This window comes from Methanobrevibacter sp., from assembly GCF_017409525.1.
Classification (GTDB): Archaea; Methanobacteriota; Methanobacteria; order Methanobacteriales; family Methanobacteriaceae; genus Methanocatella.
The window spans coordinates 70,387-94,117 of record NZ_JAFQSO010000007.1 but is presented as its reverse complement, the minus strand read 5'-3'; the positions used below and the strand labels follow the sequence as shown (position 1 = coordinate 94,117).

The 23,731-nt window shown below is 37.5% G+C and carries 22 protein-coding genes; 14 read left to right on the top strand and 8 right to left on the bottom strand.

Annotated elements, in window-relative coordinates; all coding sequences use genetic code 11:
- Positions 1-169: 169 nt before the first annotated feature.
- The gene (locus IJE64_RS03325; protein WP_292781984.1) at positions 170-1,567 is read left to right on the top strand and encodes an MFS transporter; all 1,398 of its coding nucleotides are present in this window, start codon (positions 170-172) and stop codon (positions 1,565-1,567) included.
- On the opposite strand, the gene IJE64_RS03320 is transcribed toward IJE64_RS03325, so the two are convergent.
- Positions 1,564-2,586, bottom strand: a complete 1,023-nt coding sequence (locus IJE64_RS03320; protein WP_292781981.1) for an NOG1 family protein — start codon at positions 2,584-2,586, stop codon at positions 1,564-1,566. The two genes, IJE64_RS03325 and IJE64_RS03320, sit on opposite strands and share 4 nt — an antisense overlap.
- A 251-nt stretch (positions 2,587-2,837) precedes the next feature.
- Here IJE64_RS03320 and IJE64_RS03315 point away from each other — a divergent pair, with 251 nt between their 5' ends.
- From IJE64_RS03315 to IJE64_RS03305, 3 genes are all read left to right on the top strand, one after another.
- Positions 2,838-4,385, top strand: a complete 1,548-nt coding sequence (locus IJE64_RS03315; protein WP_292781977.1) for an MFS transporter — start codon at positions 2,838-2,840, stop codon at positions 4,383-4,385.
- Between the two features lie 80 nt (positions 4,386-4,465).
- The gene (locus IJE64_RS03310; RefSeq protein ID WP_292781974.1) at positions 4,466-5,146 is read left to right on the top strand and encodes a hypothetical protein; all 681 of its coding nucleotides are present in this window, start codon (positions 4,466-4,468) and stop codon (positions 5,144-5,146) included.
- 56 nt (positions 5,147-5,202) lie between these two features.
- The gene (locus tag IJE64_RS03305; RefSeq protein WP_292781972.1) at positions 5,203-6,240 is read left to right on the top strand and encodes an FUSC family protein; all 1,038 of its coding nucleotides are present in this window, start codon (positions 5,203-5,205) and stop codon (positions 6,238-6,240) included.
- 140 nt (positions 6,241-6,380) lie between these two features.
- Here the strand turns inward: IJE64_RS03305 and IJE64_RS03300 are convergent, their stop codons facing one another.
- On the bottom strand, positions 6,381-6,938 hold the full coding sequence (locus IJE64_RS03300) for a TIGR00296 family protein (RefSeq protein ID WP_292781969.1): 558 nt from the start codon (positions 6,936-6,938) through the stop codon (positions 6,381-6,383).
- On the bottom strand, positions 6,938-8,308 hold the full coding sequence (locus IJE64_RS03295; protein WP_292781967.1) for a TldD/PmbA family protein: 1,371 nt from the start codon (positions 8,306-8,308) through the stop codon (positions 6,938-6,940). The genes IJE64_RS03300 and IJE64_RS03295 overlap by 1 nt, the downstream gene beginning before the upstream one ends.
- Before the next feature lie 244 nt (positions 8,309-8,552).
- On the opposite strand from IJE64_RS03295, the gene IJE64_RS03290 reads away from it, so the two are divergent.
- Positions 8,553-9,761 (top strand): GMC family oxidoreductase N-terminal domain-containing protein, encoded by a 1,209-nt coding sequence (locus IJE64_RS03290; protein WP_292781964.1) that lies wholly within the window; start codon positions 8,553-8,555, stop codon positions 9,759-9,761.
- A gap of 2 nt (positions 9,762-9,763) precedes the next feature.
- Here the strand turns inward: IJE64_RS03290 and pyrI are convergent, their stop codons facing one another.
- Genes pyrI through hisA form a run of 5 tightly spaced genes read right to left on the bottom strand, consistent with a single transcriptional unit; the run spans position 9,764 to position 13,014 of the window.
- Positions 9,764-10,243, bottom strand: a complete 480-nt coding sequence (pyrI, locus tag IJE64_RS03285; protein WP_292781961.1) for an aspartate carbamoyltransferase regulatory subunit — start codon at positions 10,241-10,243, stop codon at positions 9,764-9,766.
- Between the two features lie 5 nt (positions 10,244-10,248).
- Entirely contained in the window at positions 10,249-10,743 is a 495-nt protein-coding gene (locus IJE64_RS03280; protein WP_292781959.1) for a flavodoxin, read from the bottom strand.
- Between the two features lie 27 nt (positions 10,744-10,770).
- On the bottom strand, positions 10,771-11,793 hold the full coding sequence (gene argC / locus IJE64_RS03275; RefSeq protein WP_292781957.1) for an N-acetyl-gamma-glutamyl-phosphate reductase: 1,023 nt from the start codon (positions 11,791-11,793) through the stop codon (positions 10,771-10,773).
- Positions 11,794-11,807: 14 nt separating this feature from the next.
- Positions 11,808-12,272 (bottom strand): FAD synthase, encoded by a 465-nt coding sequence (locus tag IJE64_RS03270; protein ID WP_292781954.1) that lies wholly within the window; start codon positions 12,270-12,272, stop codon positions 11,808-11,810.
- A 4-nt stretch (positions 12,273-12,276) separates the two neighbouring features.
- Entirely contained in the window at positions 12,277-13,014 is a 738-nt protein-coding gene (hisA, locus tag IJE64_RS03265) for a 1-(5-phosphoribosyl)-5-[(5-phosphoribosylamino)methylideneamino]imidazole-4-carboxamide isomerase (protein WP_292781952.1), read from the bottom strand.
- A 151-nt stretch (positions 13,015-13,165) separates the two neighbouring features.
- Between hisA and IJE64_RS03260 the strand changes: the two genes are divergently transcribed.
- The 9 genes from IJE64_RS03260 (at position 13,166) to IJE64_RS03220 (ending at position 23,662) form a co-directional block, all read left to right on the top strand.
- Positions 13,166-13,870, top strand: coding sequence for an ABC transporter ATP-binding protein (locus IJE64_RS03260; RefSeq protein WP_292781949.1), 705 nt, complete (start codon positions 13,166-13,168; stop codon positions 13,868-13,870).
- Positions 13,871-14,094: 224 nt separating this feature from the next.
- The gene (locus IJE64_RS03255; RefSeq protein ID WP_292781947.1) at positions 14,095-16,353 is read left to right on the top strand and encodes an ABC transporter permease; all 2,259 of its coding nucleotides are present in this window, start codon (positions 14,095-14,097) and stop codon (positions 16,351-16,353) included.
- 117 nt (positions 16,354-16,470) lie between these two features.
- On the top strand, positions 16,471-17,832 hold the full coding sequence (locus IJE64_RS03250; RefSeq protein ID WP_292781944.1) for a hypothetical protein: 1,362 nt from the start codon (positions 16,471-16,473) through the stop codon (positions 17,830-17,832).
- A 27-nt stretch (positions 17,833-17,859) separates the two neighbouring features.
- Entirely contained in the window at positions 17,860-18,348 is a 489-nt protein-coding gene (locus tag IJE64_RS03245) for an isoprenylcysteine carboxylmethyltransferase family protein (RefSeq protein WP_292781941.1), read from the top strand.
- Between the two features lie 84 nt (positions 18,349-18,432).
- Positions 18,433-18,897, top strand: coding sequence for a DUF2124 domain-containing protein (locus IJE64_RS03240; protein WP_292781939.1), 465 nt, complete (start codon positions 18,433-18,435; stop codon positions 18,895-18,897).
- A 17-nt stretch (positions 18,898-18,914) separates the two neighbouring features.
- Positions 18,915-19,358: a hypothetical protein gene (locus IJE64_RS03235; protein ID WP_292781937.1), complete on the top strand. Its 444-nt coding sequence runs from the start codon at positions 18,915-18,917 to the stop codon at positions 19,356-19,358.
- 106 nt (positions 19,359-19,464) lie between these two features.
- On the top strand, positions 19,465-19,839 hold the full coding sequence (locus IJE64_RS03230) for a helix-turn-helix transcriptional regulator (protein ID WP_292781934.1): 375 nt from the start codon (positions 19,465-19,467) through the stop codon (positions 19,837-19,839).
- A gap of 18 nt (positions 19,840-19,857) precedes the next feature.
- Positions 19,858-22,227 carry a cation-translocating P-type ATPase gene (locus tag IJE64_RS03225; RefSeq protein ID WP_292781932.1) on the top strand — a complete coding sequence of 790 codons (2,370 nt, stop codon included), beginning with the start codon at positions 19,858-19,860 and terminating at the stop codon, positions 22,225-22,227.
- A gap of 64 nt (positions 22,228-22,291) precedes the next feature.
- A complete protein-coding gene (locus tag IJE64_RS03220) occupies positions 22,292-23,662 on the top strand; it encodes an MATE family efflux transporter (RefSeq protein ID WP_292781930.1) in 1,371 nt (456 codons plus the stop codon).
- Positions 23,663-23,731: the final 69 nt, after the last annotated feature.

Genomic DNA, 23,731 nt, shown 5'->3' with positions numbered 1-23,731 from the left:
TTCCATGCGAATTTATATTAAATTTTAATAATGCTTCATCTTTTCTTGAAATTGGATGAATATCATTCAAATTTGTCAAAATGTTTATATGTTTTTTTAAAGTAATATGTTAATAGCTATAACTAAACTAAAGAAGAGCATCTAACAAGTTATGCGGGGGCAATCAATCATGAAATTTGAATCGGAGACATATGTTGTATTTGTAGCGTTCATCACCTCATTTTTTGCGGTGTTCTTATCGGTAGGCATAGTCTTGGGAGTTCCGGCTATCGCATCAGAGTTTGGAATGAACAATGTCTTCCAAAATTGGATTACCACATTGACTGCACTTGTCATTGCAGTGTTCACGCTTCCCGCCGGTCAAATTTCAGGAAAGTACGGCGTTAAAAAGTCATTGATCATTGGTGTTTCAATATTTCTGGTTGCATCCGTTGGGGCATGCCTGTCATTTTCAACAGAATCGTTTTTAGTATGCAGGATATTCCAGGGCATCGGAATTGCATTTTCAAACGTGTCTGCAATTGCAATGGTTGTTCAGGCAGTCAAACCGCAGAACAGGGGAAAGGCATTAGGATTCACCGTAACTGGAATCTATTTGGCGGGATCCCTATCGCCTGTATTTTGCGGATTTCTGGTGCACAACTTCGGCTGGAGAGCAATGTTTTACTTTGTCTTGCCATTCTTGATGCTTTGTGTAGTGCTCATGATTCTAAAAATACCTAAGGAGTGGAAAACCTATGAGGAAAGCAGGATCGACACATTAGGTTATATATTATATGGAATCGGCATTTCATTGTTCATCTATGGCTTCACTAACATGATGAATGGCTTTGGAGCAATTGCCATTGTAATAGGATTGGTTCTATTGATTATTTTCGGATATTATGAGCTTAAAGTCGAAAGCCCGGCCTTCAACATGAACCTGTTTAGGAACATGAAGTTCACATCATCAAATGTTGCGGCATTGTGCAGTTATCTTGCGATAGCTTCAATAACAACAATCCTTAATTACCACTTTCAATATGTGAGGGGATGGAATGCTCAACTGTCAGGGCTGATGCTGATTGTAACCCCAATCATCATGGCGATAATGGCTCCAAATGCCGGAAAGCTGTCTGATAAAATTCATCCTCAAAAACTGGCTGCAATTGGGATGGGCATTACAACAATCGCCCTTTTGATATTGGTGTTTTTAGATGCAAACGTTCCTCTTTATCTAATAGTCATTGCCATGGTTCTGCAGGGTGTTGGAATGGGATTGTTCACGACTCCGAACACCAATGCAATCATGAGTTCCGTTCCAGCCAATGAAACTCCAAATGCATCTGCAGCGCAATCTGCAATGAGAACTATTGGCCAGACCATGAGTTTGGGCATTTTGACATTGATATTCGCTTGGATAATGGGTGGTTTAAAGCTTTCTGGTGAATATGCAGTAATGATAGTCCAAAGTTCGCAATTGGTTTGCATAATCTGCACAATCATATGTATCATTGCAATCTTCGCTTCTCTGGTTGGAATACGCTCTAAGGATTCGTTCAATGTTGAAAGATGGGATGAGAATTAGTAGTACTCATCATCTTCATTTTCAATTGTGCGGTCTATCTTTTTGATGGTGTCTATTTTTTTATTTATTAGGTCAATGCCTTCTCCTTCGATGGCTGATATGAAAATTGACTTGTCTTCATCATCAATGTATTGGTTAAGGTATTGCCTGTCTTCAACAAGGTCCATCTTGTTAAACAAGTAGAATACTGGAACCTCAGAGAAGATCTTTTCAATCTGCTTTAGGAGATTGTATTGGTTGTCTAGGTGGAATCCGCAGGTTTCGGAGGCATCAAAAATAAACAGTATTGCATCGGCAAGATGTTCAAGCGCTACAATCGCATTCATTTCAATGTCATTCATCTCCAATACGGGCCTGTCCAGCAATCCTGGTGTGTCAATGATTTGAATGCTCTTCCAGTGCCTTTCTGTGTGTCCTATTTGTATTCCCTTTGTAGTAAACGGATAGTTAGCGACTTGAGGGTCAGCTCCGGTAATTTGCCTTAGAAGCGTTGATTTTCCCACGTTTGGAAAGCCCGCAATGACGATTGTGGTTGCGTCAAAATCAATTGTCGGCATGTTTCTAAGGTTCTGTTTTGCAAAGTCCAAAAAGTCAAGATCCTTTTTAATTTTATTTATGACAGAGGAAATTCTTCCGTAGGCTTGTTTTTGAATAGCAGTCGCCCTTTCAGAAGGGTTTTTCCTAATTTTTGCACCATATTCCTTTTCAAGTTGGGTAATAATTCCATAAGCCCAATTTAAAGCTCCCAAAGCTTGTTTCATATCATCCACACCAACAGTAATGTCAATGTAGTCCTGGTAAAATGGGTGCAGGCTTTCAATTTCCGGAACGGAATCAATTATTGATTTTAGTTTATCTTTAATGACTTGACAGGAGGTTACAACTCTCCTCTCTTCAATTCTTTTTCCTTTTAGATGTTTAGGTATCTTTTGAGACCTCATTAGGTCTGCTTGCTTTTTACCTCTGCTGAATCCTTTATCCAAAATCTCTTCAGGAGTAGGTATTGTTGGTATCATCATTTATATCACTTTAAATATCAGTTCTCTCTTAACTTTTCAATAATATTCTTTTGACTGGGATGATTAATTAAATTTGTGGATAATGTTTGGAATTCATTTAATTAAAAGTTGGTTAAACATTAATTATTTTTTTTAAAATTTTTTAAAAAGAATAGCATCTACTTTTCCTTTTCCCATCATTTTTTCATAACTTATATATCATATATATTACATAATAAAATTTGTAATATATAAAGGAGGATTAATCAAATATGAATGAAACTATTAAGGAACACTCTTGGATTCCTTTAATCCTTGTTTGTTTTGCTACCTTTATCATAGCTTTGGATACTACATTCATGAATGTTAGTATTTCTTCAGTAGTTGCTGATTTGAATACTGATGTGAGTACCATTCAATCCATTTCATCATTTTATACTCTCATTACTGCTTCACTCATGCTGTTAAGTACCAAGCTTCAGGATATAGTCGGTAAAAAGAAACTGTTTTTAATTGGTGCCGTGATTTATGGTGTTGGTACATTGACTGCAGCATTAAGCTCCAGCGTTTTAATGTTATTTGTCGGATGGGCATTACTGGAAGGTATTGGCGGTGCATTAATGACACCTACAGCCGTTTCCATAATAAGCGGAACCTATCATGGTGACAAACGTACATTTGCCCTTGCAATTGAAAGCGCACTGGTTGCAATTGCCGCTGCTATCGGTCCGCTTTTCGGTGGGGTTGTGACATCATACTTCACCTGGAGACTAGGATTTGCAGTTGAATTTATAATCGTTTTAGTCGTTTTAGGACTCTCCGGCAGAATACCTTATTTCGAAGCGACCGGATCCAAAAGCGAATTGGATATCACAGGATCTATCGTTTCCTTTGCAGGCCTTGTTCTCTTTGTTATTGGTATTTTGATGCTGACTGATGATACCACTTTCAGTATAGCCGCAATGGTTGCAGGTCTGGTTGTCCTTGCGGTCTTTGCATTGTTTGAAATCAAAAGAAAAAGAAAAGGCAACGTACCGTTGCTAGATGTTGAATTGTTTAAAGACAGAAATCTGCGGGTCGGTACTCTCCTCAGGTTAATGGTTAATCTTGCTATGGGAGGAACATTGTTTGCAGTTTCCGTTTATCTGCAAAGCGTATTGGCTTTATCTGCATTCAACACAGGTTTGACTTTGCTTCCTATGACTTTAGGTTTGCTTCTTTTTGCACTGGCGGCCCCGAAACTGTCTGCAAAACTGAATCACAAGATACTCATGTCTGTAGGTTGTATAATATCAATCGTCGGATGTCTGATTTTAAGCCAGCAGTTTACAATGGCCACTACAATGCTTGAATTAATGCCTGGACTCTTCGTATTGGGGGCAGGGCTTGGTTTTGTAATGGCTTTAGGTGTGGACATTGCATTAAGCAATATTCCTGAAGAAAGTCAGAACAATGCATCAGGTATTGTTACAACCGGTCAGACATTAGGTCAGTCAATGGGTACAGCAATTATCGGAGTAATTTTAATTCTTGGAGTTATCGGAGGTATTACTGATGGAGTCAATACATATGCTCCGGAGCATTCCGGTGACCAGGCATTTGAGAAAAACGTATATAATTACTTCCAGTCAATAGGCAGTATAAACGAGGTTAATTCAGAAAACAGTACTGTTCAGAATGTTGTAAATGTCATCATTAAGGATTCCATGCAGTTCGTAATGTATGTGACGGCGGCCCTGATGGCAATCATTTTCGTGCTGACACTCCGGCTGACGGATAAAGAGATTAAAAAACCTGATAAAAAATTCAAAAAACCATGAGAGTTCATCTCTCACTTTCTTCTTTTTTTTAATGATGATTTTTTTCCTGATTTGATTATTGAATGGATGTGGTGCAGTAAATGGATAAGGCTATAAAACGAAAAATATTCATGTTTTCAGCATTGATTGGGGCAATGCTTTTTTACATGATTTTTTTTGGAAGGAAAAATACTGCAGTAGGGATAATGATCATCATAGCCGCATTCATGAATCTCAATGAGGATTTGTCATATAAACCGGGCTTATCTTTTGTTAAGATTTTAGGTTTGCTGCTGGTTATGGGAATCGTTTCTTATCTTAATAGTCCGATAACGATTTTAAGCTGCATTCTGACGTTTCTGGTTGTTTTTGGAACTACACTCTCCTCATATCGCCTCTTTAGAAGTGACGTTTACATGCCTTATCTTCTGTGTTATTTCATCATGTCGGCAAATCCCGTGTCCCTTGAAAATCTGCCTTTGAGGCTCATGGCACTGGCTTTCGGAGCCGTATTCATCGTTGGCTTAAATATTGTCATTAACAGGGATAAGCACTATAATTTATCTAAGGAAACACTGGATAATCTTGTTGAAGAGCTGAGGAGGGCAATTGATTTGAAACTGGAAGGCAAGGAGGTTTCTACCGACAGTTTTAAAACAGCAAAAGGCTTTTATTTATCCCTGTATCACCGTTTTGAATACAAATACTTCCCAAGTCCAAAACAGCAATCTGTTCTCAACATTATAAAAGCGTTCCAGTCCGTGGGATATCTCTTTCTCTAAGCGATTTATCTGGGGAGGAACTAAGATACATTAAAAAAGTCCTCTCTGAAATCCGTGTGATTAAAATCGAGGAAGTCTTTGAGGGAATTGAAATCAAGTCAATGAAAATGAAGCATGTCCTATTGAATCTTGAAATCATTGTCAATGAACTGAATAAGGATTTAAGCGATGAATCTGCAATCCCAAACAAAAAGATACTGATTCAAATATTCAAGCCATTCAACAGAAGCCAGTTCACTTTTCGTTCCGTCAAATTCGTATTTGCATTTAAAATGGCAGTCATAATGCTTTTGTGGGAAGTGTTAACATTGCTTTTCAATTTGCCTTTTACCAAATGGCTCTTTTTTGTAACCGTTTCAATGATGGTGCCATATATTGATGATATGGCATACACTGCCAAAAAACGTATTCAGGCAACGTTTTTAGGGATTTTTATTTTTGCAATTCTCCTTATTGCCCTGCCTTTCATTCCAGTATCCAAGGGAACTATGATTTTTATCGTTGTTGTAACATGTCTTTTTATCTTCGTTTGGAAAATTAAGGACAGGTTAATCAGAAATACTGCAACAACACTGATGTCTGTCATGACTTCCCTGTCCTATATTAATGCTCCGGATGCCATCACATTAAAAATACTGTGGGTGATTGTCGGTGTAGGTGCGGTTTCACTCTTTAACTTTAAGTTTTTACCATATTCTATTGAAAAAGAAACAAGAAACAATCTGGAAATCTGCTGGCGCATCAATGAAAAGTCAATTGATCTAATCCGCCAGAAATGTCTTGGAGAGAATGCGGGAAACAAGACAACCCTGTTTGTCTCTGAAAGCATTGTCCGTGAAAACATTCAGGTGAATGATGATAACAGGGAATTGTACAATCTCCAGTTCATGATTTCAAATTTATGTAATTTTATATTGTCTTATCTTGATGTTAATGGATGCTCTGATGAATTGAATAAAAATTTATTGGATATAATAGATAAAGACGCTGATGCCGATGAGGATTTGGATTCAAAAGAAAGCGTAATGGCATGGTCAATGAGATATGCAATTGACATGTTTAAAAAGGAGCAGGAATTGATAGTAGAAAATTAGGTGGGAATGTTGGGCTTTGGCTTTCGGATGATAGTATTGATTATGAACCGGCCAATTAGATGGGGTATTTTTTGAAATAGCCTTTTGACAAGTAATTTCATAAGCAACTGATAATTTCTATGGTGCCATCATTTTTATCACTATTTGAAAATTTGGCCCTGGAATTTATAAACATCGCAGCTTTCATCCATCCAGCTGTCTGCACTTATTCCCGCCTTCATGCAGGTATGTTCTAAGAACTCCTCGATTGTGAATGCGTTTTCTGTTGCTACTTGTGGGAGTAAAAGGCCTCTTGAATATCCCTTTTGGATAATTAAGCCATCTTCACCAATTTCAATTTCCTCAAAGTATTGGTCAGGATGGGCCACTATAATCATTTCAGGTTTTGTCAAGACTGTGACTTCCAAATCGAGTATTGGAAATTCATCTTTAGTTACCGCACTGAATCTCGGATCGTTAAAAGCAGCGGCAATAGCCACTTCTATAGTCGCTTTTATGGCAGGTTCGATTGGTTCGGCATAGCCGATGCAGCCTCTTAACGCATTGTTTTTGTTTAATGTAACGAAGACACCTAATTTTTCATCCAGTTCAATAGGATGGTCTTCAGGTATTTCCAAGGTCTCTTTTGTTTCAATGTAATGTTCGATTGTTTTTTTTGCTATTTCAACTAAATATTGTCCTGCTCTATCACTAATCATTATCCCATTCCTCCTACTAATGCATTCAATATTCTTGTGTGAGGTCCTCCATCGCCTACAGGGGCAGTTTGCCCGTCCTTTCCGCAAAATCCGACGCTTAATTTAAAGTCATTTCCAATGGCGTCAATGTTTTTCAATGTTTCCAGGATATTTCCGGATAGTGAAACGTCTCTAAGAGGTGTTTTCAACTCGCCGTTTTCAATCAAATATCCTTCAGCGGCATTGAACTGGAAAATGCCTTTTCCAGTGTCCACTTGCCCTCCTCTTGAACCTTTAAGATAGATTCCATCGGGAATGTCTTCGATTAATTCTTCAAATGTGTTGTCTCCTGGTTGCAGGTAGGTATTGCTCATTCTTACAATTGGTTTTTCGGAAATTATGGATCTTGCATTCCCGGATGATTTCATGCCCAGCTGTGATGCGGTTTCCCTTGAGTTTAAAAGTGAAATCAATTTTCCGTCCTTAACTAATTGGTTCGGTTTTGTTTTTATGCCTTCAACATCATAAGGGTAGTATCCAAAGCCTTCTTTTAGGCTTGCATCATCAAAAATATTCACGATATCTGATGCAATCATCTCGCCTAGTTTATCTTTGAGTATTGAATCATTTTGAAGGATTAAATCGCCTTCTACAGCATGGCCCAATGCCTCATGTATTAAAACTCCAGTTAGTTCGGGGTCGGCTATTACTGGAAATTTCCCGGAAGGTGCAGGTTTGGCATCAAGCAATCTAACTGCCTTTTCGCCGATTTCTCTTCCGAACTCTTCAATGTCTCTGTCGGCTATTGCTTCAAAGCCTTTGACTCCGCCCATGCTGCCGTGACCGAATTGAATTATTTCACCATCTGTTGCAGAGGCATTCAAGGCCATCCTGACTCGGGATGTGGAGATTTGAATTTCGCTGCCTTCACTGTTCATGAATAGCTCATTCACTTCGCTGTCCACATAGCTTGCTGTTGTGCTGTTTACCTTATCGATTGCTGCAGCATCGCAGGCTGTTTTCATGATTTCCTTTTTCTCTTCAACGGACACGTCTTTGAAAGGTATTTTGACATCTACTTTGATCTTATCTTTAACAACTTCGCTTTCACTTAATCTGACATCCCCTTTAAGTGAACCGGATAATTTTATAGCGGTTTGGGTTATTTCATTGATTTTTGACAAGTCTGTGGTATATGCAAAACCCCATGCGCCATTATTTAGCACTCTGATTCTTGCGCCTAAGCTCATCCCGGTGTTGATTTCATCCACATCCCCATCTTTCATTAATAGTGATGTGTTCACACCAATTCCTGAGCGAATATCAATGTAATCTACTTTTTTGGAAGTTTGTTCAATAACTTTTTCAAATAAATCTAGATGTTCTTCCATTTTATCACACATTATATTAATCTAATATTTAATTTAGTATTACGTATCTAATAAATATTTTTTAAATTTAAAGCAATAATGATATTGGGAGGCAACATTTTAATAATGTTCATTAAAATTCAGTATTTTTAAAGTTTGTTTATATTTTCTTTATTAAATTTTATATTTTAGAGAATACTAATGTTTTTATATTATAAAGTTTAATATACATTTAGGAAATGCTCTTTAAAAATTTGGTGATTCAATGTATATAATTGTCGGTACCGGTGCGGGTGGTGGAATTTTGGCTTATGAGCTTGCAAGAAATGGCCAGGAAGTCATCATCTTGGAAAAAGGACAATATATCAATCCTAAAGATGGATTTAATTATTATAATGAATATGTTCCCGATGTCGATTTGCTTGCAACGACATGTGTTGGAGGTTCAACAATCGTGTCCATGGCCAATATGGTAAGGGCCCTAGACAGTGAACTTCATCAATATGGAATTGATTTGACAGATGAATACGAATATTTGGAAAAATTGGTTGGTGTTCATGAACTTGATGATTCCCATATTGGTAGAGGAACACAGCTATTTTTAGATGCCGCTAATGAATTGGGATTAAATACTCAAAAAATGCCAAAAGCCATTCGGGAAGAGGAATGTGTTCAATGCGGCAGATGTGCATTTGGATGTCCGGCCAATGCAAAATGGACTGCAAAGGATTTCGTAGATAAGGCAGTCGAAGCCGGCGCAGAATTGATAAGCGGAGCAAACGTGAAAGACATTATTCTATGCAACCTTGAAGCTTGCGGCGTTAAATATATAAAAGATGGCGAGGAATACCTGCTTAAATCCGATAAGATTATTTTATGTGCAGGGGCTGTCGAATCAGCGGTAATATTGAGAAGTTCTGGCTTGACAGGCATCGGCCGTGAGCTGTTCTTCGATCCTTTTGTAACCGTTGGAGGCTATCTTAAGGACATCAAATTCAACTCTGAAGTGCAGATGGCAGGTTTGGTGATAGGCAAAAACTTTGTTTTGTCCCCTCATTTTTCATCATTCATTAAAGATAACATCAATCGCGATGACGTAAGGGATGAGGACATATTATCTATTATGGTGAAGACACCTGATGAGGCCAAGGGATATGTTCACAGTGATGGCTTTATTAATAAGGTAAACACCATTAATGATATCCGATATCTCGCTGAAGGGGTTGCTGTTGCGGGCATGATCTTGGAAAAGGCAGGGGTTGACCCGACCACAATCGGTTCGACTGTCTATAGGGGAGCGCATCCTGGCGGAACAGTGCCTATAGGAAAAGTGGTTGACAGCAATCTGGAAACTGAAATACCGAATCTGTATGTATGTGATGCAAGCGTATTGCCAATTTCCCCTGGAAAACCGCCTATTTTAACAATACTCGCACTTGCAAAAAGATTGGCTGATTATTTATTAAATAAATAATGTTATTCGAATTGTTTTTCGATTTCTTCTGTTTTTATTAGTTTTTCACAATAATGGCACCTGACGACAGGAGGATATTCCTCAATAACATTAAACTTAGGGGTTATAGGCTCATTGGAATAGTTGGTGATGCATTTGGGGTTTGTACACTTTAAGATTGATGTGATTTTTTCAGGAAGCCCAATTTTATCTTTTTTAACAGGTTCAAAGTTTCTAATAATGTTAATTGTGGCCTTAGGAGCAACCAAAGCAATTTGATTTAGTTCATTATGATCCAATTCTCTGTTTTCAATTTTCAGGATATCCTTTCTTCCAATTTCAGATGATGACACGTTCATAGCTATTGTGACGTTTTTTGTTTCATTATCCGGAAGACCTAAAATCTTGAGAATATGCAGGGATTTATTCGCTGTAATGTGGTCTATCACTGTACCGTTTTCAATTGCTTTAATTTTCAATTCAGATTTATCTTTTTGAGCCATATTAACTACCTTTTATAGATTTTCAAATCTTTAATTTCGATTATTGCTTCAGTATCCTTAACTAACTGTTCGGGGGTTTTGTCTTTTGTTGCAAGTGTGAAGGTTTCAATAACTCTTCCGCCTCGCATTTTAATTTTTTCTTCAAGTCTTTTAATGTTCGAATCCGCATTGGTGCCGTCCATGGTGGCAAATAGAATCACATCCTTCCCGGTTAGATTGCATCTGTCAATTATTGTCAGGATTGCAGGTGTTGGATTTCCGGCCCAGGTCGGTGTTCCGAAATAGATTGTATCATAATTGCTTACATCGACTTTTTCAGGAGAGATATCTGTTTTTGTTTCCCTGAATGCGTTTATTGAAGATATTAATTTGTTTCCAAATCCTTTACGTTTTTTCAAATCTTTAATTCTCACTAAATCCCCATCTAAATGTTTGGCCAATATTCTAGCCACTAAATCTGTTCTTCCTCCTTGCGAGTAATATATGAATATTGTACTCATTTCAATCCCCTTTCTATTTAATTTTTATTAAGGATGAAGGCCGAAGTGTGTTAAACCTGCAGTTTCGTCTATGCCTAGAATGATGTTCATGTTCTGTATGGCTTGACCGGATGCGCCTTTGACAAGGTTGTCGATGGCTGAAAGCATGACAAGTCTTCCGGTCTCATCTATTTCAAAGCCTCCAACATGAACGAAATTGGATCCTCTCACGGCACTCAGGTGTGGAATTTCCCCTTCATCCATAAGTTTGATAAAGAATTCTCCTCCATATTCCTTTTGGTAAAGTTTTCTGATTTCATCTGGTGTGATATCCATATTCTCCTCGTTTAAAAAGCTATGGCTTGTAGTTTGTATTCCCCTTATTACAGGCACCAAATGAGGAGTAAACGATACTTTAACGCCTTCAAAGCCTTTTAGTTCCTGTTGTATTTCAGACATGTGTCTGTGTGAAGATATCTTATATGGATTCACGTTATCTGCAATGTTTGGATAATGTGTAGTTGCTGACGGATTGATTCCAGCTCCGCTGACTCCAGTTTTTGAATCGATAATTATTCTATCGACGATATCGTTTTTGACTAGCGGATATGAAGATAAAATCGCGCCTGTTGGGAAACATCCAGGATTTGCAACAAGGTCTGCTTTTTTGATTTCATCCCTGTATAGTTCGGGAAGTCCGAATGCGCCCTTATTTTCACTGTCAGTGTGTTCCATTCCATACCATTTTTCATATACTGCTGTGTCCCTGTATCTGTAATCTCCGCTTAAGTCAACGACCTTTGCGCCGGTTTCCAGGATTTCCGGGACAATTTTCATGGATGCTCCATGAGGTGTTGCAGTGAATACGACATCGGCATCCAAATCTGCAGGGCTTTTGTTCTTAAACACTAGTCCTGAATCTCGTATGTGTGGGTGGATTTTATGTGCTGGAGTTCCATCGTATTGTCTTGAAGTGATGTCTGTTATCTCTACTTCAGGATGGTTCAAAAGCATTCTTAAAAGCTCTCCACCAGTATATCCGCTTGCTCCTATAATAGCTACTTTAAACATTTTAATAATCTCCTCTAATCTTCACAGTTATCCAATATTTTTCCTTCAAAGTCAGTGTTCTTAATCTTTTTAATAATTTTACAGCTACTGTCGAGTTCATCTTTGTGATAGACTTTGACACGTTGCACGCGTGCCTTCAGGCCTCTCTCATCAACCGCCTTTTGCAGTTTTTCAACATTGTGTGTCTGATCAGGTCCAATAGCTATAATGTCCGGGTCGATTTCTTTTACAATTTTAAATATGTCCCCTTCTTCGTTACCTAAATAAGCTTCATCCACAGGTTTCAACATTTTAATCAATTCCAAACGCTGATTCTCGCCAACAATCGGCACTCTTTTTCTTTTTTCAACTGTTGAATCTCTTGCCACAACAACGTAAAGTTTGGATTTGTATCCTCCAAGGTTCTTTGCTTCTTGAAGGTAAACGCCATGACCCGGATGCAATAAATCGAATGTTCCACTTGCCATTACTTTTTTCATCTGATTACCTCTTTTGGTATTTTAAAGCTTCAGTCAAATCAATTTTATCTGTGTAAAGTGCAGAGCCAATTACAACTCCCTCGACACCGCTTTCATTTAATTTCTTAATGTCATCTATTGTTGTGATTCCTCCGGAATAAACAATAGGCAAATCTACAGATTTTTTCAGCTCTTCTACAGGTTGTGTGTAAAAACCGCCTAAAAGGCCTTCAACGTCAACATTTGTAAACAGGATGCTGCCCGCCCCGTGGTCTTTGAAATCTTGTGAGATTTCACTTGGGGACTTGTCGATTTTTTCCTGCCATCCCTTAATCACGACTTTATTGTCCTTGCTGTCAAGGGAAATCATGATTCTATCAGAACCGTATTCGTCTGAAAGTTGAGTAATTGTTTCCGGCTGTTTGATTCCCATTGTTCCAATGATTATTCTTTCGATATCCAAATCCAAGAGTTGACGAGCATATTCAACGCTCCTTATCCCGCCGCCAAGTTGAATCGGAACTGACACTTCCTTTAGGATTTTTTTGATTACATCAAAGCTGGCAACCCCATTTATTGTTCCATCCAAATCGATGACATGGATGTTTTGAGCTCCTAAATCCTCCCAGTGTCTTGCAACTTTTTCAGGATTGTCTATTTCAACCATTTCACTGCCCGGTTCGCCTTGAACAAGTTGCACGCATTTCCCGTTTTTAATGTCGACAGCAGGCATTATCAACATTTCATCTTTTTTAAATGACATTTGCATTTTTCCTGTACTATTTTATTATAATATAATTTTTAGTTTTGAAATGTTTTATATGTTTCTTTAATGGGGGTGTTGATGAAAACTAAATTTGATTTTTTAAAAAAAAATAAAAATATAAGTATAACTAATTCAAGAAAAAATATTAATGACTACAATTATTGAATTTAGAGATGTGGATAAGTTTTATAAATCTGGTGACCACACCTTAAAGGCCATGGATAAGGTAAATTTCACGATTGATGAAGGTGAATTCGTCGTGATTCTAGGGCCGTCTGGAGCGGGCAAATCGACACTCCTGAATCTTTTAGGAGGGCTTGATACAGTCACTTCTGGAGAGATTATTGTAAAAGGCAATCATGTGGAGAAATTCGATGACAACCAGCTTACAAGTTACAGGGCCAAGAATGTAGGTTTCATTTTCCAGTTCTATAACCTGATTCCAAACCTGACAGCTCTTGAAAACGTTGAGCTAATGAAAGACATTGTTGATGTGGATATAGATGGCTTAAAGGTTCTTGATTCTGTTGGACTTAAAAATCATGCAAATCAATTTCCAGCGCAATTGTCTGGTGGTGAACAGCAGAGGGTATCAATAGCCAGGGCTGTCGCTAAAAGGCCGACAATGCTTTTATGTGATGAGCCGACAGGAGCCCTTGACTCCAAGACAGGAGTTCTCATTTTGAATTTGCTTCAGGATATGAGCAATAATCAGGATACCACTGTCGTCATCGTGACCCACAATGCAATACTTGCTGAGGCGGCCGATAAGGTCATCCGAATCAAAAACGGCCAAATCGAAAGTGTTGTCATTAATGAAAGTCCGAAAAAGGTCACAGATTTGGAATGGTGACTTGATGCTGTTCGGTCACGTTTAGCTGTTTTTTCTAATTTTTATCATTTTTACTTTTTTGATATATATCTCAATTTTTAGTAATGGTGCTGTTGCATTGCACTTAATGTTAATGTATTGGTGCCATGATATTTTGCAATATTGATGTCAATTCGTGTTTTTTAATGGTTCATATATTCAATTAAAAAGAGGTTTTTTATATTCAGTTTTTCAAATAGTATATCATGTCACTATCCAAAAAAATGTTGAGAGATATTAAGATCAATAAAACGCAGTTTATTGCAATTTTTCTCATGGCATTTTTAGGCATTTTTGCTTACTGTGGAATATATGGGGAATACTATGGGCTTGTGCAGACTTCCAATGATTATTATGCCCAGACAAACCTGGCTGATGGCTGGATTTACAACACTAACTTTGATGACTCTTCAATAGATGAAATAAGGGAATTTTCAAACGAAATCGATAGGCAATTTGTCATTCAATCGCAGGCAGACATGGAAAACAATCCTGACATCACGCTGCACTTCACGGAAAACGGAACGATATCCAAGTTCTATTCTACCGAAGGTGAAGATTTCAATGCATCTGATGATTCTGGGGTCTGGCTGGATAAGCGTTTTGCCCATGAGAGGGACTTGAAGGTTGGAGACAACATCACCTTTGAAATTAATGGCCTTGAGATTACAAAGGAGATAAAAGGTTTGGGTTATTCTCCGGAATACATATATGAATCCTCCCCCTCATCATTTACTCCTGACTTTTCACAGATTGGATTTGCATATTTGTCTAGTGAGGCATTTCCTGGAGATATAGTTTATAATACTGCTCTTGTTAAGTATAATTGCTCGGATAGTGAGTTTAAAGACAAATTGGATGATTCAATAGATTACTTGTCATTCACCAAACAGGAAGACCAAATCAGCGTTTCCAAATTCGCCGATGAAATGGCACAGCATAAGATGATTGGGGATGTATTCCCTATTGTATTTATTTTAGTCACATTTCTAACTCTCTTGACGACAATGACTCGGATAGTCACACATCAGCGCACTCAAATTGGAATTCTAAAAGCTGTTGGATTCAAAGATAAAATAATAATCCTGCATTACATTTCTTATGGATTTTGGCCCGTTTTGGCAGGAGCCATTTTAGGTTTAATGATAGGGCCTGCGGTAATTCCTAGAATGTTTTATCCAACATTGACATCAAGTTACAGCATGCCTAGGTGGAATCCTGGTTTTGATATGAGCTTTATCTACATTTCAGTATTGATGGTGTTATTATCTATTTTTGTTACATATCTGTCATGCAGGAGAATCTCAAATGAGAATCCTGCAAATACATTAAGGTCAAAAGCTCCGAACATTTCTTCAAAAAGTCGGGTTGAAAGATCAGGGATCTGGAATCATTTGAATTTCAATCTTCGTTGGAATTGGCGTGATGCCAGAAGAAATAATTTTAGAGCATTAATGACAATAGTGGGAGTAATGGGATGTGTTGCATTATTGATTGCGGCATTCGGTATGAATGACAGCATGAAGGAACTGAAGGAATGGGAATATGATGACATCAGTCATTTTGAGTCAAAGCTGTTGATTTCCAATAATGCCAATCCTGTTGAATTAAATGATATCTTAAATGAGACCGACGGCAGTTTCATAATGCAGCAGTCGATTGAAATAAAAGCCAACGATATGGAAGACACAGTAATGCTGCTGGTTTCAAACAACACGGATTTGATATCCTACACGGACAGTGCCCGAAACCCGATTGAAATTGATGAGGGTGATGTTTCAATTTCAGTCAAGCTCGCTGAAAGGTTTAATTTAACCGTTGGGGATACTATTAAATGGCATATTGTCGGTAGTGATGAGTGGGTCAGCTCTGAAATAGGGCAAATTCATGCAGAACCTATTTCACAGGGTTTAATAATGTCTCCTGACACGTTAGAAGATCAAGGTTTGAATTTCACACCGACAAACATCTTAACTCAAGAGGAATTCGATAATGATTATGACTCAATCAAATCGGTTTCAACTATTGGGGAGATGAAGGAAAGCTGGGATCAAATGACCACTGCAGTAATGATGATGGTTTATGTAGTTACATTTGTAGCGGTCGCATTGGCTATTTTGGTATTGTATAATCTGGGCATTTTATCATTCACAGAAATGGAAAGGGAAATAGCAACCTTAAAGGTGTTGGGTTTTAAAACAAACATCTTAAGGAAATTATTGTTGACTCAGAACATCATATTTACAGCTATCGGATTCGTTTTGGGAATTCCGTTGGGTTTCTACTTCATGACATTGATGATGAATGCCGCTGGGGATTCCCTTTATTATGTGCCGTCCCTAACTTGGGGAAATATGCTGCTGTCTGCAGCAATAACATTTACCATATCTATTGTTGTTAATTTAATGTTTTCAGGTAAAATCAATGATTTGAATATGGTTGAAGCCCTTAAGGATGTTGATTGAACAATTTCGCTCTGTAAAATGAGATATGATTCACTTTTCTATAAACAGTTTTCGTATTAAATTTTAAATAATCTTTCCTTGAAATATATTAACAAGAATTGTTCTTGAGGATTTAAAATGAAAAAAATATTACTGATTATTCTAATAGCTTTTATGACAATTGGGGCAGTCAGCGCTGCTGATGATAATGCCACAAGCCCTATTGATGATGTTGTCGTTTCATATGGTGAAATTGACAATCAGGTGCTTACAAACGAAAGGCATGATGTTTACATCTACCATGTGCCTGAAGAATGCGAAGCAAATGAATTCAACTTGTACATTGACAATAAATCAATAGATTACCATGGTGAGGATTTTGAAAGAGGCACACAATTTAGATACATTGGGGGGTATTACGATTATAACTTTACAGAGGGAAACCACACTCTGAAATTCGAGTTTGTCGGAAATAAATACTATCAACCCTATTCCAGATTGATAAGCTTCACGGCAACTCCAGTAATAATTGATATCCCTAACCCTGTTGTGCAGGGAATCTATGCCTCAAGAAACGTTGTGGTCCGCGTAGCGGATAATGTCAAGGGAAACTTTGAGATATATGCCGACGGCTCTAAATTTTATTCAATAGAACTTAATGACAATAGAAGGTATTACAATTACCCAATAGATTCGCTTCCATTTGGCGAGCATGACATTGAAGTAACCGTTGGTTCAATCAAGCAAAAGAAAACAGTTAACGTTACATATATCCTTGAGGTTATGGTAGTGGGCAATGCAGTTGTAGTGGTTACAGTACCATATGATGTAGAAAAAGAGATAGATTTTTACATTGACGGCAAAAAATCCACCTACAAGGTTGGCGGGGTTGAAATTGTAGGCATTGGAAAGCACGATGTTGAAGTAACTTATCCTGGAGATTCCAAATACCCTAAAAAGACAGTTAATCTTGTCGTTGAGGTCAGAAGCGAGCCTAAAATTATCGTCCAAAATGCCGTTTATACGTTCTATAAGGATTCTAGAAGCATCACATTAACAGTTTATGAGCTTTCAAGTGTAGCCATTACATTCAACTCAGTCACAACTACCTACAAGCCAGTCAATGGCAAAATCACTTTTAAAATTCCAACCAACATCAAGCCAGGAAAGTATACTCTGGAGGCAAGTGGAAATCAGGCTTATGCTCAAAGCACAATAACCATCAAGCATTTAGTAACACTCAATGCGGCCACAGTTAAGAAATCGGCTAAAAGTCTGACTCTACAGGCAACGCTAAAAAACAAGAATCCTATAAAATACAAGCAGGTAACATTCACGTTCAATGGCAAAACTTATAAAGCAAAAACCAATTCAAAAGGAATAGTAAAAGTCACAATTCCAAAGTCTGTGCTTAAGAAACTTAAAGTTGGCAAAAAGATAACATATACTGCAACTTATGGTAAAGACACTGTTAAGAGAACTGCAATCGTTAAAAAATAAGGTTTTCATCATGTTTGTAGTGATATTATGAATCGTGACTTCATAGGGTATCTGTTAGGCTTAATCATTTTCATAATCGCAATACCCTATGTAATGTTTTTAGCATCTGGAAGCCCCAATCCTGCAGTATTGAGTTTAATCCAGATGTCCATATTGATTATAATGGCCATAATTGGTATTGGATTGAGCATTTGGTCAATAGTCTACATGAAAAATGTCGGTGGAGGAAACCCGTTCGACGCATTCAACCATGAAGTTGCGCCCAGAACCAATTCATTGATGACGGATGGGCCTTATGGGATTTGCAGAAATCCGATGCTGCTTGGCGTTTTCATATATCATGTTGGAGTCTTAATAGCTCTCATGTCCATAGGGGCCGTAATTGTTTTCATAATAGAAGTTTTGATAATGAATGTTCAAGTTAGAAAAGAGGAGCAGCGCCTTAAAAAAGATTTTGGAAAGGATTATGAGGATTATGTTAAAAAATCAAATAGGTTTCTGCCGAAAATCAATTGAGGTTATTTGCAAGAGAGGCAGTTAAGAATTTAATCAAAAATTATAAAGTTAATAGGATATAAACATTCAATTAAGGTGATTTCCATGGAAGATGTTTATGAATGGAAAGGATTGAATGGGCAACTTGTAACATTCAAAAAGGAAGTGGGGGATGCAGAAAAGATTACTTTTGTTGGGTCTCCTAGCGTGTGCACACCATTTGCAGAGTTTTTGTCCTATGTTGTTAGGGACAAAGAGACTCATTTCATTCCGTTATTGGATATTGGCGATTGCCATGAATTTGAGTCAAAATCATATGCTATGGTGCTTAAGGATGAAGTCTCAGATCCTCATGGCTCTGATGTAGTTGTATTGTTGGGCGGTCTATCGATGCCAAAATATGATGTTGATACGGATGAGCTAAATGATTTAGTTGATGAAATTCTAAAAGAGGATGGCAGAATCATCGGCGTTTGCTTCATGGACATGTTCACAAAAGCCGATTGGTTAGGCAAGTTTGATTTTGATTGCATCATTGATGGAACATTAACGGGTGTTGTTAAAAAATAATATCCGGAGGTTCTTAAATGAACAAAAGCGTTACATTTATTGTAATCATACTTTTAGCCATTTTGTCAGTGACTATTGTTTTTTCTACAGTGAATACTAATGAGTCTGTAATTAAAGCAAACTTAACCGTGTCTTCAGAAGGTCCTGTGGAGTTATCTAAAGTTATTGAAGAGATTAAAACAAGTGATCCGTATGAAGGCTATGACAATGAAACGATTGAATGGATGGAATCTTTAGGAAGCAAACAAGTCTTTTTTGGCAATGGAACCATTGTAATAATGAGCTATTGGGATGCAAGTAAGCTTCACTCAGAATTTGTCTGTGATGCTTATATTGAGCAGTATATGGGATGCAACATCCTGGAAAATCGTTCTTTAGGGGATATTAAGTTTCCTAAAGAGGTTTTGTTGGTTGATAATGTTAATTATCTAGGCGAAAATGTTAGCTATTATGATGTTTAACCATTTTTTTATTTTTTTTCATTAACATATCACAATATCATGATATGACAACATTTAAATACATAAACATATCATAATATGTAAATATATAATATATGTGATGACAATGAAAAATGATAATCTTGAAAATAAAAATGATGATGTGTGTGAGGTATTCAACTCTCACGAAGATGCTGTTGCACGTGTAAAAGAGCGCATGCCTTCAGAAGATGAATACTCAGATTTATCAGAATTTTTTAAAATATTTGGAAATCCAACAAGATTAAAAATTATTTCACTGCTTTGTGTTGAAGATTTATGCGTATGTGATATTTGCGAAGCACTTGATTTAAACCAGACAACCGTTTCAAATCAGTTGAGGATATTGCGTGCAAACAATATTGTCAAATACCAAAAAGAGGGAAAAATGGCAAGATATTCCCTTACAGATCTTCACATTGAAATGATTTACAAAGTAGGTCTAGAGCATATATTAGAATAATTTTTAATTGGTGATACGATGGTAGTAAATAGATGTTATGATTCTGATTGCAGTGATGAGATTTGCTTCAATCCTAAACATTATAATTACATCTGTTTTGACCCAAAATGTGATGATATTCATTGTGAAAATTCTAATCATTATAATAAACAGTTACTTGAAGATTTCCAAAAAAATACTGATTTAAGTGTTTACGACCATAGGCAAGAGATAGATTATGATGAAGATGTTGATATAAGTCTTTGTGGTTGCTCTGATTGTGCAGATGATGACCATCATGACCATAGTCATGGCCATGGGGATGATGATTGTTGTTCTGATGAGCATGAGCACCATCATGATCATAGTCATGGTCATGGGGATGATGATTGTTGTTCTGATGAGCATGAGCACATTCATCACGATGATGATGTTGAAATTAGTCTTTGTGGCTGTCCAGATTGTGACGATGACGATGACAATGGACATGAACATGGCCATGGGGATGAAGAATTGCTGGCTGAAGGAAAGCCTTTAATATATAACAGGCCAATCCAGATTATTGTTGCAAGCGGTCTTCTGTTCATATTGGGGCATGTTCTTGAATTCTTGTCTGTTTCACCAACAGCTATCACTGTCGTTTACATGGCAGGAGCTGTAATTGCAGGTTATGAAATAGCTGTCATGGCTTATAATTCATTAGTTAAAAAACATACTGTCGGCCCTGCAATGTTGATGTGTATTGCTTGTGTTGCCTCCTTTATCATAGGTCATCCTGAAGAGGGTGCTGCTGTAACATTCCTGTATTATATTGCAGAATTCCTGGAGGACTATGCAGAGCTAAGGGCAAAAAGGTCCATTAAATCATTAGTGGAAATCGCTCCTGAAACCGCAAAGGTAAAGGTGGATGGTGGCCATGAAATCAGGAATGTCGATGATGTAAATATTGGAGACATTGTTATTGTAAAGCCTGGAGATAAGATTCCGCTTGACGGTAATGTTGTTTCAGGTTCTTCATCTGTTAATCAGGCTTCAATTACTGGAGAGAGCGTTCCTGTACTTAAACATGTCGGTGATGAGGTATTTTCAGGAACCGTCAGTGAAGATGGATATCTGGAAATCATTGTAACCAAAAAGTCAAAAGATTCAGTAATATCCAAGATAGTGACATTGGTAAAAAGGTCACAGTTGAACAGGTCAGAAACAGAATCCCTGGTCGAGAAAGTAGCTAAATACTACACTCCAATAATGATGGTTGGTGCAGCTATTGTAGCTTTCGTTCCGCCATTGTTGTTCGGTCAAAATCTAACTGATTGGGTTTATAAGGCCCTTTCACTTTTAGTGATTTCATGCCCATGTGCATTTTTAATTTCAACACCGGTTGGAATGGTATCTGCCATTACTTCAGCTACCAGAAATGGGGTTATAATTAAAGGAAGTACCTATGTTGAGGAAATGAGGGATATTAGAGCTGTAATCTTTGATAAAACAGGTACATTAACTGAAGGAAAACTCAAATTAAGCGAAGTTGTTGTATTGGATGACTCATATTCTAAAGAGGATATTGTAGAAATTGCTGCATCTCTAGAAAACCAGTCTTCCCACCCGATTGCACAGGCTGTTGTAAACTATGCATCCAAAAACGGCATAAGTTTTGATGAAATCAGTGACTTCAAGAATGTTCCTGGAAAGGGTATTCTAGGAGACATTAATGGAGAGAAATATTATGCAGCAAATGAACCGTTGATTGAAGAATCCAGCTTTGACATGTCTAAAGAGGACATTGACAGGTATTCCAACGGTAAAACCTTGATATTTGTCGGCAATGCCGAAAAGGTCTTGGCCATCATTACTGTGTCTGATGTGATTAGGCCTAAGGCAGTGGAAGTTATCAGGGACTTGAAAGATCAGGGTGTAGAGACAGTAATGCTTACTGGTGACAATAAACTTGCCGCTAAAAGCGTTGCGGATGAAATTGGAATTGACTATGTTTATTCTAATTTGATGCCTGAAGATAAGCTCAACCTCCTGGATACAATAAGAAACAAATTCGGTGATGTGGCCATGGTTGGGGACGGCATCAACGATGCGCCGGCCCTTGCACGTGCAAACATTGGTATTGCAATGGGTGCGGCAGGTTCTGATGTGGCTATTGAAACTGCAGATGTTGCCCTGATGCAGGATGATATTTCAAAACTGCCTTATCTGTTCTCATTAAGCCGCAAAACAATGAGAATCATTAAAGAGAATATCACTGTTGCGATTGCAGTAAAATTGCTATGTGTAGTTCTTGCTATTTTGAGCATTATTACTTTAATGATGTCTGTTGGTTTTGGAGATTTGGGATTGACCCTTTTGGTAATCTTGAACTCATTTAGAATCGGAATGGTGAAAGATCCACTATTCTAATTTTATTTTTTTTAAATTTGTTTTCTTGAAAGATTTATATTTGTATAAGTTTTAATATTTACTTATGAAAAGCAGTGAAAATTCGAAGAGTGTAGATGTAATGCTTGGAAATCCTAAAAAAGCATTAGTAAGCATGTCTATACCGTTGATTATTTCATTGCTTATTTCTAGTTTTTATAGTCTTATTGATGCTGCTTGGGTGTCCGGTTTGGGAGCTGATGCTCTTGCAGGAGTTGGATTTTTCACGCCAATATTCATGATTTTGGTTGGCTTTGGAAATGGGCTTGGAGCGGGTTCAGCTTTTGCCATTTCAAAATACATCGGTGAAGAAAATAAATCCAAAGCGGATAATGCTTCAGTTCACTCAATTCTAATAGATATGTTGGTGTCAATCATAATAACGGTTATCCTTTTTGTTTTGCTTGTTCCAATTTTAAATGCGATGGGTGTCGGCCAGACAATTGGTTATGCAACCGATTATGGAAATGTCATTGTTTTGGGTTCCGTTTTCATAATACTTTCAAATGCATTATATGGAATTTACAGGGGCGAAGGGGACTCGACCAGGCCGATGTATGCCATGATTGCATCAGCTATCCTAAACATGATTCTGGATCCAATCTTTATCTATTCTTTAAATTTAGGCGTTAGGGGTGCGGCAATTGCAACATTGATATCCGCCGTTTTCGTTATCTTAATTTTAATCTATTGGTTTTATATTAAAAAGGATACTTATCTGGCTCCTATTTTGTCTAATTTTGAATTTAAGGCTTCCATTGGATGGGATATTATAAAAGTCGGAATCCCTGCAAGCATTCAACTTTTAAACAATGCTTTTTTTGCAGCTGTCTTTTCGGCTCTTCTTGCATTTTTAAGCTCAACGGATTCGGTTGCTGTCTATTCTACAGGTTGGAGAATAGTGACCATCGGAACAACTCCGATTTTGGCCATTGGAACAGCTTTGATAAGTGTTGTTGCGGCCAATTATGGGGCCCGAAATTATGAGAACATTAAGATAGCCCACAGGTATGCAATGAAAATATCCATTGTGTTCGCATTCGCTGTTGCAATATTGACAAACGTATTTGCTGGTGATATTGCATATGTATTTGCTTCTAGCGGAAGCAGCGTTAGGATTGCGAGTGAGTTGACAAGCTTTTTGCAGTGGATTGTAATCTATTATCCTACAATGGCAGTTGGTGTCGCTTCGACTTATGTCTTCCAGGGAATAGGCAAAGGTATTACTGCAATGTTTCAGACAATCTTGAGGGAAACTGGATTTACACTATTTTTCGCAGTTTTAATGGGTGTTGTACTTAATTGGGGTGTTTGGGGAGCTTGGATGGGAATCGTTTTAGGTGAAATTGTATCAAATAATATAACAATGATTTGGGCAGACTTACAAATTAAGAGATTAATTAATACTTTTAATTAATTAATATTGCCTTTAGACATTCGAATAAAAAATTTTATATACTTTGCACAACTACATCAATATTGAAGT

Coding starts and splice junctions, on each gene's coding strand:
- IJE64_RS03325 (WP_292781984.1), top strand. CDS start 170: ATGAAATTTGAATCGGAGACATATGTTGTATTTGTAGCGTTCATCACC.
- IJE64_RS03320 (WP_292781981.1), bottom strand. CDS start 2,586: ATGATGATACCAACAATACCTACTCCTGAAGAGATTTTGGATAAAGGA.
- IJE64_RS03315 (WP_292781977.1), top strand. CDS start 2,838: ATGAATGAAACTATTAAGGAACACTCTTGGATTCCTTTAATCCTTGTT.
- IJE64_RS03310 (WP_292781974.1), top strand. CDS start 4,466: ATGGATAAGGCTATAAAACGAAAAATATTCATGTTTTCAGCATTGATT.
- IJE64_RS03300 (WP_292781969.1), bottom strand. CDS start 6,938: ATGATTAGTGATAGAGCAGGACAATATTTAGTTGAAATAGCAAAAAAA.
- IJE64_RS03295 (WP_292781967.1), bottom strand. CDS start 8,308: ATGGAAGAACATCTAGATTTATTTGAAAAAGTTATTGAACAAACTTCC.
- IJE64_RS03290 (WP_292781964.1), top strand. CDS start 8,553: ATGTATATAATTGTCGGTACCGGTGCGGGTGGTGGAATTTTGGCTTAT.
- pyrI (WP_292781961.1), bottom strand. CDS start 10,243: ATGGCTCAAAAAGATAAATCTGAATTGAAAATTAAAGCAATTGAAAAC.
- IJE64_RS03280 (WP_292781959.1), bottom strand. CDS start 10,743: ATGAGTACAATATTCATATATTACTCGCAAGGAGGAAGAACAGATTTA.
- argC (WP_292781957.1), bottom strand. CDS start 11,793: ATGTTTAAAGTAGCTATTATAGGAGCAAGCGGATATACTGGTGGAGAG.
- IJE64_RS03270 (WP_292781954.1), bottom strand. CDS start 12,272: ATGAAAAAAGTAATGGCAAGTGGAACATTCGATTTATTGCATCCGGGT.
- hisA (WP_292781952.1), bottom strand. CDS start 13,014: ATGTCATTTAAAAAAGATGAAATGTTGATAATGCCTGCTGTCGACATT.
- IJE64_RS03260 (WP_292781949.1), top strand. CDS start 13,166: ATGACTACAATTATTGAATTTAGAGATGTGGATAAGTTTTATAAATCT.
- IJE64_RS03255 (WP_292781947.1), top strand. CDS start 14,095: ATGTCACTATCCAAAAAAATGTTGAGAGATATTAAGATCAATAAAACG.
- IJE64_RS03250 (WP_292781944.1), top strand. CDS start 16,471: ATGAAAAAAATATTACTGATTATTCTAATAGCTTTTATGACAATTGGG.
- IJE64_RS03245 (WP_292781941.1), top strand. CDS start 17,860: ATGAATCGTGACTTCATAGGGTATCTGTTAGGCTTAATCATTTTCATA.
- IJE64_RS03240 (WP_292781939.1), top strand. CDS start 18,433: ATGGAAGATGTTTATGAATGGAAAGGATTGAATGGGCAACTTGTAACA.
- IJE64_RS03235 (WP_292781937.1), top strand. CDS start 18,915: ATGAACAAAAGCGTTACATTTATTGTAATCATACTTTTAGCCATTTTG.
- IJE64_RS03230 (WP_292781934.1), top strand. CDS start 19,465: ATGAAAAATGATAATCTTGAAAATAAAAATGATGATGTGTGTGAGGTA.
- IJE64_RS03225 (WP_292781932.1), top strand. CDS start 19,858: ATGGTAGTAAATAGATGTTATGATTCTGATTGCAGTGATGAGATTTGC.
- IJE64_RS03220 (WP_292781930.1), top strand. CDS start 22,292: ATGAAAAGCAGTGAAAATTCGAAGAGTGTAGATGTAATGCTTGGAAAT.